Source organism: Streptomyces sp. MBT53 (assembly GCF_016654115.1).
In the GTDB taxonomy this organism is placed as follows: Bacteria; Actinomycetota; Actinomycetes; order Streptomycetales; family Streptomycetaceae; genus Streptomyces.
On record NZ_JAEQAZ010000110.1, the window covers coordinates 18,964 to 29,561 of the forward strand.

General features: G+C 71.0%; 7 protein-coding genes. 3 read left to right on the plus strand and 4 right to left on the minus strand.

What is annotated here, in order from left to right:
* Nucleotides 1–137: 137 nt before the first annotated feature.
* From JHN45_RS32550 to JHN45_RS32560, 3 genes are all read left to right on the plus strand, one after another.
* Nucleotides 138–2,894, plus strand: a complete 2,757-nt coding sequence (locus JHN45_RS32550) for a lysylphosphatidylglycerol synthase transmembrane domain-containing protein (RefSeq protein ID WP_201052450.1) — start codon at nt 138–140, stop codon at nt 2,892–2,894.
* A 96-nt stretch (nt 2,895–2,990) separates the two neighbouring features.
* On the plus strand, nt 2,991–4,535 hold the full coding sequence (locus JHN45_RS32555; RefSeq protein WP_201052457.1) for an alpha/beta hydrolase: 1,545 nt from the start codon (nt 2,991–2,993) through the stop codon (nt 4,533–4,535).
* Nucleotides 4,536–4,672: 137 nt separating this feature from the next.
* Nucleotides 4,673–6,229 carry an alpha/beta hydrolase gene (locus JHN45_RS32560; protein WP_201052464.1) on the plus strand — a complete coding sequence of 519 codons (1,557 nt, stop codon included), beginning with the start codon at nt 4,673–4,675 and terminating at the stop codon, nt 6,227–6,229.
* A 74-nt stretch (nt 6,230–6,303) separates the two neighbouring features.
* On the opposite strand, the gene moeZ is transcribed toward JHN45_RS32560, so the two are convergent.
* From moeZ to JHN45_RS32580, 4 genes are all read right to left on the minus strand, one after another.
* Complete coding sequence (moeZ, locus tag JHN45_RS32565) at nt 6,304–7,482, minus strand: adenylyltransferase/sulfurtransferase MoeZ (protein ID WP_019072108.1); 1,179 nt, start codon at nt 7,480–7,482, stop codon at nt 6,304–6,306.
* A 63-nt stretch (nt 7,483–7,545) separates the two neighbouring features.
* Nucleotides 7,546–8,295, minus strand: a complete 750-nt coding sequence (locus tag JHN45_RS32570; protein WP_201052466.1) for a spherulation-specific family 4 protein — start codon at nt 8,293–8,295, stop codon at nt 7,546–7,548.
* Nucleotides 8,283–9,239: an NAD(P)-dependent oxidoreductase gene (locus JHN45_RS32575; RefSeq protein WP_200714859.1), complete on the minus strand. Its 957-nt coding sequence runs from the start codon at nt 9,237–9,239 to the stop codon at nt 8,283–8,285. The genes JHN45_RS32570 and JHN45_RS32575 overlap by 13 nt, the downstream gene beginning before the upstream one ends.
* 144 nt (nt 9,240–9,383) lie before the next feature.
* Nucleotides 9,384–10,598 (minus strand): hypothetical protein (locus JHN45_RS32580; protein WP_236584354.1); only part of this gene is annotated, 1,215 nt, incomplete at its 5' end.

A 10,598-nucleotide genomic window follows, 5' to 3' on the forward strand; every position in this document is an offset into this window, starting at 1 on the left:
TGCGTATCCCTCGCCCCGGAGCGGCGCGTGGGGCAGACTGTGCGCCCCCGCATTTGCACCCTGATGCCCCCGTGTGTCGGTGGGGCATGCCACCATCGTGCGGGCGGTGACTGGTGATACGAGATCAAGAAGAGACGATGAAGCAGCAGGGTGTGCACCCCGAAGACGCGGAGGGCACCTCTGACGCTGCGTCGCGCCCGGACGCCGCCGACGCGCCCGAGCAGGACCCCTCGGAGGGTCCCGCCGAGACGCCCGCGCCCGACGCCACGCCCGGCCCCGACGACTGCGACGGCGAGACCCACGCCGAAGAGGTCGAGGGCGACGAACCGCTCCTCCCCGCGCGCGTGCACCGCCCTTCCGATCTCATGCGCCTCCTGGTGGGCTTTCTCGCGATCGTCGTACTGCTCGCGATCGCCGCGTTCGCGCACGGCACGACCTCGGGGCTCGAACAGGACATCAACAAGGGCACCGGCCAGGCGCCCGACCTGCTGATCAAGATCGCGGGACTGGCGTCGAGCATCGCCATCCTGCTGGTGCCGGTCGCCTTCGCGATCGAGCGGCTGATCAAGCGCGACGGGCTGCGCATCGCCGACGGCGTGCTCGCCGCGGTCCTCGCCCACGGAGTGACACTCGCCACGGACCTGTGGGTCGCCAAGGCCGCCCCGGGCTCCATCCAGGAGGCGCTCACCCAGCCCTCCCCCGGTGACATCCACGCGCTCACCGACCCGGTGCACGGCTACCTGGCGCCCGTCATCGCCTACATGACGGCCGTTGGCATGTCCCGGAGACCGCGCTGGCGCTCGGTGCTGTGGATCGTGCTGCTGCTCGACGCCTTCTCGATGCTGGTCACCGGGTACACGACTCCGTTCTCGATCATCCTGACGGTGCTGATCGGCTGGACCGTCGCCTACGGGACGCTGTACGCGGTGGGCTCCCCGAACGTCCGTCCCACCGGCCGGACGCTCATGGCGGGCCTGCGGACGGTCGGCTTCCACCCGGTGGGCGCGGCCCGCGAGGAGGCCGTCGACACCGAGAACGGCGATCGCGGCCGGCGCTACTTCGTGACCCTGGAGGACGGTCCACCGCTGGACGTCACCGTGGTCGACCGGGAACAGCAGGCCCAGGGCTTCTTCTACCGCGCGTGGCGCAATCTGACGCTCCGGGGCTTCGCGACCCGTAGCAGCCTCCAGTCGCTGCGCCAGGCGCTGGAGCAGGAGGCCCTGCTGGCGTACGCGGCGATCGCGGCCGGGGCCAACGCCCCCAAGCTGATCGCGACCTCGGAACTCGGCCCCGACGCCGTGATGCTCGTCTACGAGCACACCGGCGGGCGCACTCTCGACTCGCTCGCGGACGAGGAGATCACCGACGATCTGCTGCGCCTGACCTGGCACCAGGTGCAGGCATTGCAGTCGCGGCGCATCGCCCACCGCAGGCTCGCCGGTGACGCGATTCTGGTGGATCGTTCCGGCAAGGTGATCCTGACCGACCTGCGGGGCGGCGAGATCGCGGCTGGTGAACTGCTGCTGCGCATGGACGTCGCCCAGTTGGTGACCACGCTCGGGCTGCGGGTGGGCGCCGAGCGCGCGGTGGCCTCGGCGGTCGGCGTCCTCGGCCCCGACGCCGCGGCGGACTGTCTGCCGATGCTCCAGCCCATCGCGCTGTCGCGCTCCACGCGCGCGACGCTGCGCCGGCTGTCCCGGGAGCGGGCCCAGCGGGAGCGCGAGGCGATCCTCGAGGCGTCCCGGCAGACCAGGCTGGCCCACGCGGAGGCGGCCTCGGGGAGCGGCTCCACGCCCGTACTCGAAAAGCCCGACAAGAAGGCCGTACGGGCGGAGCAGCGGGCCGAGAAGCGGGCCATCGACGATGCCCTGGACGAGGCGCGCGAGGAGGATCTGCTCACCCAGATCCGCCACCAGGTGCTGCTGATCAGACCGCAGGCTCCGGTCGAGCCGGCTCGTCTGGAGCGGGTGCGGCCCCGCACGCTGATCAGTTTCATCGCGGGCGCGATCGGCGCGTACTTCCTGCTGACGCAGCTCACGCACATCGAGTTCGGTCCGCTCGTCGCCAACGCCCAGTGGGGCTGGGTGGCCGCGGCCGTGCTGTTCTCGGCGCTGAGCTACTTCGCGGCGGCGATGGCCCTCCTGGGGTTCGTGCCGGAGCGGGTGCCGTTCCTGCGGGCGGTGGCGGCGCAGGTCGCCGGGTCGTTCGTGAAGATCGTGGCCCCGGCCGCGGTCGGCGGTGTCGCCCTGAACACACGCTTCCTGCAGCGGGCCGGGGTGCGGCCCGGGCTCGCGGTGGCGAGTGTCGGCGCGTCGCAACTGTTCGGCCTGGGCTGCCACATCCTGATGCTGCTGTCGTTCGGCTATCTGACCGGCACCGAGAAGACACCGTCGCTGTCGCCCTCCAGGACGGTCATCGCCGGGCTGTTGACGGTGGCGGTGCTCGTGCTCGTGGTGACCTCGGTGCCGTTCCTGCGGAAGTTCCTCGTCACGCGCGTGCGGTCGCTGTTCGCGGGTGTCATCCCGCGCATGCTCGACGTGTTGCAGCGGCCGCAGAAGCTGGTCACCGGCATCGGCGGCATGCTGCTGCTGACGGCCTGCTTCGTGATGTGCCTGGACGCGTCGATCCGGGCGTTCGGCGACCAGTCGACGTCGCTCAGCCTGGCCAGCGTCGCCGTCGTCTTCCTCGCGGGCAACGCGCTCGGTTCCGCGGCCCCCACGCCGGGCGGTGTGGGAGCGGTCGAGGCGAGTCTGACGCTCGGTCTGATCGCCGTCGGCCTGCCCAAGGAGGTCGCCGCTCCGGCGGTGCTGCTGTACCGGCTGCTGACGCTGTGGATTCCGGTGCTGCCGGGCTGGCTGTTCTTCAACCACCTGTCCCGCAAGGGCTCCCTGTAGAGCACGCCCACGGAGGAACATGGGGCACGCACGCGTGCGTACCTCGTACGGCCCGTGCCCCGAGCGCCCTGCCGTGTGCGACCTCAGGATGGGACCATGCCGAACCCCTCCCGGCTGCGTGCCGCTGCCCTGACCGCCACCGTCGTCCTGCTGTCCGCCACGCTGGCGGGCTGCGGCGGCGACTCCAAGGCCGAGGATCCGACGGCCCAGAAGCTGAGCTGGAAGGACTGCCCGGCCCCGTCCGAGTCGGAGGGCGGCGGCGCCGCGCCGTCGCCACTGCCGAACGGCGGCAAGTGGCAGTGCGCCACCATGAAGGCGCCTCTCGACTGGAGCAAGCCCAAGGGCGACACCATCGGGATCGCCCTGGTCCGGGCGAAGACCAGTGGTCCCGCGAACAAGCGGATCGGGTCGCTCGTCTTCAACTTCGGCGGCCCCGGCGGCTCGGGCGTCACCACACTGCCCGCGTTCGGCGAGGACTACGCGACCCTGCGCACCCGCTACGACCTGGTGAGCTTCGACCCGCGCGGAGTCGGCCGCAGCGCCGGCGTCAAGTGCGAGAGCGACTCCCAGCTCGACGAGTACTTCCAGCAGGACGCCACACCGGACGACGCGGCCGAGCGGACCAGACTCCTGGCCAACACCAAGCAGTTCAACGCGGCCTGCGAGAAGAACTCCAAGAAGATGCTCCCCCAGGTGCGCACCACCGACGCGGCCCGCGACATGGACCTGATGCGCCAGGTCCTCGGCGACGACAAGCTGCACTACTTCGGCATCTCCTACGGCACCGAACTCGGCGGTGTCTACGCCCACTTGTTCCCCAAGCACGTGGGCCGCGCCGTCTTCGACGCGGTCGTCGACCCCACGCAGAACGCCGAGCAGGGCTCCCTGGGACAGGCCAAGGGCTTCCAACTGGCGCTCGACAACTTCGCCGACGACTGCACGTCGAAGACCACGGACTGCCCGATCGGCGACACCGCACAGGACGTCAAGGACCGCATCGCCAAGCTGCTCAAGAGCCTCGACAGCAAGCCGATCCCGGGCATCTTCCCCCGCCAGTTGACCCAGACCGCCGCGACCAACGGCATCGCGCAGGCGCTGTACTCCAAGGACTTCTGGGAGTACCTCACCGAGGGGCTCGAACAGGCCTACAGCGGTGACGGCAAAGTCCTCATGGTGCTGTCCGACTCGATGAACGGGCGCAGCGAGAACGGCGAGTACAGCAACATCGCCGCGGCGAACGTCGCCATCAACTGCGCCGACGAGAAGCCGCGTTACACCACCGACTACGTGCAGCAGAAACTGCCGGAGTTCCAGGCCGCGTCTCCCCTGTTCGGAGACTTCCTGGCCTGGGGCATGGTGACCTGCACCGACTGGGCCGTGCCCGGCGCCGCCGACCATCCCGACGTGAGCGCGGCCGGTTCGGCGCCGATCCTCGTCGTGGGCAACACCGGTGACCCGGCCACGCCGTACGAGGGAGCGCGGAAGATGGTGGACGCGCTGGGCAAGGGCGTCGCGGTCGAGCTGACGTACAAGGGCCAGGGGCACGGGGCGTACGACAGCAAGAACAAGTGCGTGCAGAGCGCGGTGAACGGCTATCTACTGAACGGGAAAGTGCCGGCGGCCGGTACCGTCTGCTCCTGACTCTCCCTCCGATATTCGCGAAAAACCGCAGGTCAAACGGTTATCCACAGGCCACCACGGGCTCGGCTCGGGCCGCCTACTATGGCCTGACCGCCATCCGCGGCGTGACGCGGACGGCCTGCGAGGGGGGAATGCACATGGCACGATTCGTACGGTGGACGGCCCTGATGGCCGCCGCCGCACTGCTGACGGCCGGCTGTAGCAGCGGCTCGTCGGACGACGGCAAGGACGGCGCGGGCGCGGGGGACGCCAAGCCGTCCGCGGCCGACTCGTCCTCTTCCACGACGGCCGCGCTGCCCGCGTCGCTGACCGCGCAGAAGCTCGACTGGGGGCGCTGCAAGGCCACCGGCGACTCGGCCGCGCCCAGCAGCGACTGGCAGTGCGCGACGCTCAAGGTGCCGCTGGACTGGACGAAGCCGGACGGCTCCACGATCGGGCTCGCGCTGATCCGCTCGAAGGCGACCGGCGGCGATCGCATCGGCTCGCTCCTGTTCAACTTCGGCGGGCCCGGCGGCTCGGGCGTGGACTACATGCCGGCGTACTCCACCACCGTGTCCGCGCTGCACGAGCACTACGACCTGGTGAGCTGGGACCCGCGCGGGGTCGCCGCGAGCGAGGGCGTCCGCTGCCGCAGCGACAAGGCGATCCAGGCCGCCGAGGACGTGGACGCCACACCGGACACACCGGCCGAGGAGACGGCGTACTTCCAGGACGCGACCGACTTCGGCAAGGGCTGCGAGAAGGCCGCCGGAAAGCTGATGTCGCATGTGTCGACGACGGACACGGCCCGCGACATGGACCTGATGCGCCAGGTTCTGGGTGACACGAAGATGCACTACTTCGGCATCTCGTACGGCACCGAACTCGGCGGTGTCTACGCCCACTTGTTCCCGAAGAAGGTGGGGCGGCTGATCCTGGACGCGGTCGTCGACCCGACCGCCGACTCGGTGGGCCACGCCCTGAACCAGACCCGGGGCTTCCAGCGCGCCCTGGACGACTACCTCAAGTCGACGGGACAGGACCCCGCGCAGGGCTCGAAGAAGATCGCGGCCCTGCTGAAGCAGATCGACAGCAAACCGCTGGCGACCTCGACCGGGCGCAAGCTGACCCAGACGCTCGCCCTGACCGGCATCGTCCTTCCCCTGTACAGCAAGCAGAGCTGGCCCACGCTGACCAGCGCCCTGGACTCCGCGAAGGAGGGCGACGGCTCGGAGCTGCTGGCGCTCGCCGACGGCTACAACGACCGTGACAGCGCGGGGCACTACGGCACGACGACGCATTCACAACGGGTCATATCGTGCTTGGACGACAAGCAGCGGCCGACGCCCGAGCAGACGCAGAAGCTGCTGCCCGAGTTCGAGAAGATCTCCCCCGTGTTCGGCGACTTCCTGGGCTGGGACACGGCCGGGTGGTGTCACGACTGGCCGGTGGCCGGGCAGTACGACACCCCGGAGGTCAGCGCGCCCGGTGCGGCGCCGATCCTGGTGGTCGGCAACACCGGGGACCCGGCGACGCCGTACGAGGGTGCTCGCAAGATGGTCGACGAGCTGGGCAAGGGCGTCGGTGTGGAGCTCACCTGGAAGGGCGAGGGCCATGGCGCGTACGGCAGTGGGAGCGACTGTGTCGACTCGACGGTGGACGCGTATCTGCTGAAGGGGACGGTGCCCAAGGACGGCAAGGTCTGCGCCTCGTAGCGTCCGCGTCCGCCCGGACAGCGGGAAGGGGCCCGGCACCCGTGGTGCCGAGCCCCTTCCGGGAAGGCGTGTGTCTAGTAGACCGGCTTGTCGGGCTCGATCTGGTTGACCCAGCCGATCACGCCGCCGCCGACGTGGACCGCGTCCGCGAAACCGGCCGACTTGAGGACGGCGAGGACTTCCGCACTGCGGACACCCGTCTTGCAGTGCAGGACGATCTTCTTGTCCTGCGGGAGGGTCTCCAGGGCGGTGCCCATGAGGAACTCGTTCTTGGGGATCAGCTTGGCGCCGGGGATCGAGACGATCTCGTACTCGTTGACCTCGCGGACATCGATGATCTCGATGTTCTCGCCGTCGTCGATCCACTCCTTGAGCTGCTTGGGAGTGATCGTCGAGCCGGCGGCGGCCTGCTGGGCCTCCTCGGAGACGACGCCGCAGAAGGCCTCGTAGTCGATGAGCTCCGTGACGGTCGGGTTCTCGCCGCAGACCGCGCAGTTGGGGTCCTTGCGGACCTTGACCTGGCGGTACTGCATCTCCAGGGCGTCGTAGATCATCAGGCGTCCGACGAGCGGGTCGCCGACGCCGGTGAGGACCTTGATCGCCTCGGTGACCTGGATGGAGCCGATGGACGCGCACAGCACGCCCAGGACGCCGCCCTCGGCGCAGGAGGGGACCATGCCGGGGGGCGGGGGCTCCGGGTAGAGGCAGCGGTAGCAGGGGCCGTGCTCGGACCAGAAGACGGAGGCCTGGCCGTCGAAACGGTAGATCGAACCCCACACGTACGGCTTGTTCAGCAGTACGGCGGCGTCGTTGACCAGGTAGCGGGTCGCGAAGTTGTCCGTGCCGTCGACGATCAGGTCGTACTGGCTGAAGATGTCCATCACGTTCTCGGCCTCGAGCCGCTCTTCGTGCAGGACCACGTTCACGTACGGGTTGATGCCGAGCACGGAGTCGCGGGCCGACTCCGCCTTGGAGCGGCCGATGTCGGCCTGGCTGTGGATGATCTGGCGCTGCAGGTTCGACTCGTCGACCTCGTCGAACTCCACGATGCCGAGCGTGCCCACGCCCGCCGCGGCCAGGTACATCAGCGCGGGCGAACCCAGACCGCCGGCGCCCACACAGAGCACCTTGGCGTTCTTCAGCCGCTTCTGCCCGTCCATGCCCACGTCGGGGATGATCAGGTGGCGGGAGTACCTGCGGACCTCGTCTACGGTGAGCTCGGCAGCCGGCTCGACCAGGGGTGGCAGCGACACGGGGTCTCCGTTGGTCGGTCAATCACTACAGTTGTTCTCCCCGTAACACTGCCATGCCCTTCTTCATTCCGAGACACCCATTCCGATCCGCGAGACGATCTCGTCCCAGTAGCCGGGCATGGTCTCCCAGGGGTCGGTGCGGCCCCCGCGATCGGTGCGGTCGGTGAAGTAGATGGTCGAGGCGCCCTGCCAGCGGGCGATGCGCAGCGCCTCGTCGAGATGGCCGCGCGGGACGCTGTGCACGAAGTGGCAGAAGCGTTCGGGAGGGTGGTCGGCGGTCCACTCGGCGACCTGCGACCAGCGGTAGTGGCTCCACGGTCCGGAGAAGGTCACCAACTGGTCGGCGAACTCGGCGTATCCGGGATGCGGGTGGGTGCCGTGCCCCAGGACGATGTGGGCGTCGTCACGGATCTCGCGGAGCGTGGTGACCGTGCGGCGGACCTCGGGCAGGGCGGTACGTCCGGGGGGACAGCGGTCCAGGAGGAAGCCGTCGGCCCGGTACCAGTCGCGATAGCGGTGCGCCTCGGAGATGAGTTCGCCGAAGGCACGGGCGCCGTAGGCGGCGTCCAGGTGACCGAGAACACGGATGCCCATGTTGCGCAGGCGGCCGACCGCTTCCAGACAGTGCGGGTCGGGCCGTGTCCCCGGGCCGGAGGAGACGTTGAGGACGACCCAGTGCAAGGGGGTTCCGGGGCGGGTGAGTTCGCCCCACTCGGCCGGCGCGACGAGGGGGTGCGCGTACCCGGGGATGCCGAAGCCCGTGCGGACCGCGGTGCTGGCGCTGCCCGGGGTGGCACTGGTCAGATGCGGCACGCCGCCTCCATCCAGATGTCGGCGAGGGACTCCTCCAGGTTGATCCGGGGCCGCCAGCCGAGCCGGTCCCGCGCGGTGCGCACATCGGCCTGCTGCCAGCTGCCGCAGCCGTCCGGGTACGGGTACGCGACCGGCGCGTGGTCGGGGTCGGTGCGGGGGTGGCCGATGGCGCCCCGCAGCGGTCCGGGCGGACCGTCGAGTTCGTGCAGCGCTCCGCCGTATCCGGCGACACGGGCGAGGACGGAGGCGGCGTCGCGCAGCCGGACCGCGCGGCCCGAACCGATGTTGATGACGCCCTGCGCGGCGGAGAGCGAGGCGGCGTGCACGGCACGGGCCACGTCCCGTACGTCGACGAAGTCCCGTTGCGCGCCGAGGCCGCCGAGCTTGAGTTCGCCGTCACCGGACTGCATGGCCCGGCGCATGGCCTCGGCGAGACGGCCGAGCGGGGAGCCGGCGGGGGTCCCCGGTCCTGCGGGCGAGAAGACGCGCAGGACTACGGCGTCGAGACCGGAGCCCAGGACCAGTTCGGTGGCGGCGAGTTTGCTGACGCCGTACGGGCCGCCGGGGCGGGGGACGGCGTCCTCGGCCGTGGAGGAACCGGGCTGGCTCGGGCCGTACTCGGCGCCGCAGCCGATCTGCACGAGCCGGGCCCCGCAGCCGCTGCGGCGCAGCGCCTCGCAGACGGTGGCGACGGCGACGGTGTTGTGGCGGGTGAGTTCGCGGGCGCCGCCTCTGGTGGCACCGGCGCAGTTGACGACGACTCCGGGGTGGACGGCGTCGAGGAAGCGGGTGAGTGCTCCGGGGCTGCCGGACGCGAGGTCGAAGCGGACGTCGGCGTCGTCGCCGCGGCCGAGCGCGGTGAGCTGGACGGCCGGGTCGGCGAGCAGGCGGTCGGCGACGAACCGGCCGAGGTAGCCGTTGGCTCCGATCAGCAGGACCCTCATCGGACGGCTCCCGTGGCCGACTCTCCGGATCGGGAGGTGATCATCTGGCGTTCTCCTTCACAAGGTGATGCGGTTGCCTCCGGCGGTGGGGCCGGGCGCCTGCGGCCGGGTGACGGGGCCGGTTGCTTCGAGGTCATGGCGGCGTCACCGCGGCTCGTCCGCCGGCGCGTGCGCGGAGGCTCTGGTCAGCGTGCGGGTGGTGTGGAACAGGAGGGTCAGGGCGGCTGCTCCGCAGGCCAGGGCGGGAATACTGCCCGGACCCCAGGAGCCGATGAGGGTTTCGACGGGTGTGGCGAGGAAACCGCAGCCGGGGAGCCGGCCGATGAGGTCCAGGGCCAGGGCCAGGGCCTCCGTCGCGGCTGCCGCGCCCAGGGCGAGTACCGGGGCGCGGGTGAAGCCGTGCACGAAGAGAAGGCGAGCGAGCAGCAGCAGTGCGCCCAGGGTGACGCCCTGGGCGTACCCGGCGGGCTCGCCCAGAGCCGCGCCGCAGAGGGCGAGGAGGGCGGAGAGGGCACACAGGAAGAGGGCGAACGTGCCGAGCAGCAGCGGTTGTACGGAGTCGGCGAAGTCCGCGAGGCCGCGACTGGTGGCGAGCTTGCGCCGGGCGCGTACGGCGAAGTGGTGGGCGCACCAGGCCGCGGGAGCGCAGGCCAGAGTGAGGGCCAGGACGGGTGCGGTGGCCGTGGGCCAGGGTCCGTCCGTGGTGCCGGTCGGCAGGACGTCGGGGCCGCCGTCGGCCGCGGCGCGGAGCAGACCGTCGCCGAGGAGGGCGTAGGCGAGCAGCCAGTACGTCCACAGGCGCGTGCCCGGCGGGGTGCGCCACGCGGGGGTGCCGGGCGGGGTGCTCAGGGGGCCGCGCCGAAGCGCCATGCGCACGCCGAACGCCACGGCGAGGACACCGGCGACGGCCACCGCGAGCCGCACCCGACCGTCCGTGAGCCGCACGCCGGTCACGGCCGCGGCGCAGAGGACTCCGGGGAGGAGCGCGAGTACGGCCCAGGCGGCGCGGGACTTGGGCGTAGTGACGACGTCCGTGTCGGAGTGCGGGGCCGCCGTGTCGGCGCGGGGCACGCGCGCGTACATCTCCTCGGCGAGCGAGAAGACGTCACGGTGCCGGAAGCGGGTGGCGGTCCGGTCGGTGACACCGTGCGCCTCAAGGCCCGCCGCGATCTCCAGCGGGTCGACGGCGCGCTCGCACAGTTCGCGATGGCGGTGCATCAACGCCTTCACGGGGTCGGCGGCACCGCGCCGGGCGGGGGCGGGCTTGCGGTCGGTTGCGTCAGGGGGCTGGACGGGTGCCGGGCGGTCGGCCGGCGGATCGATGGCGTCGTCGGCCCGCGCGTTCTCCGCCCCCGTCCC

Bases quoted from the DNA above. Each gene is read 5' to 3' on its own strand.
- JHN45_RS32550 (WP_201052450.1), top strand. From the start codon at position 138: ATGAAGCAGCAGGGTGTGCACCCCGAAGACGCGGAGGGCACCTCTGAC.
- JHN45_RS32555 (WP_201052457.1), top strand. From the start codon at position 2,991: ATGCCGAACCCCTCCCGGCTGCGTGCCGCTGCCCTGACCGCCACCGTC.
- JHN45_RS32560 (WP_201052464.1), top strand. From the start codon at position 4,673: ATGGCACGATTCGTACGGTGGACGGCCCTGATGGCCGCCGCCGCACTG.
- JHN45_RS32575 (WP_200714859.1), bottom strand. From the start codon at position 9,239: ATGAGGGTCCTGCTGATCGGAGCCAACGGCTACCTCGGCCGGTTCGTC.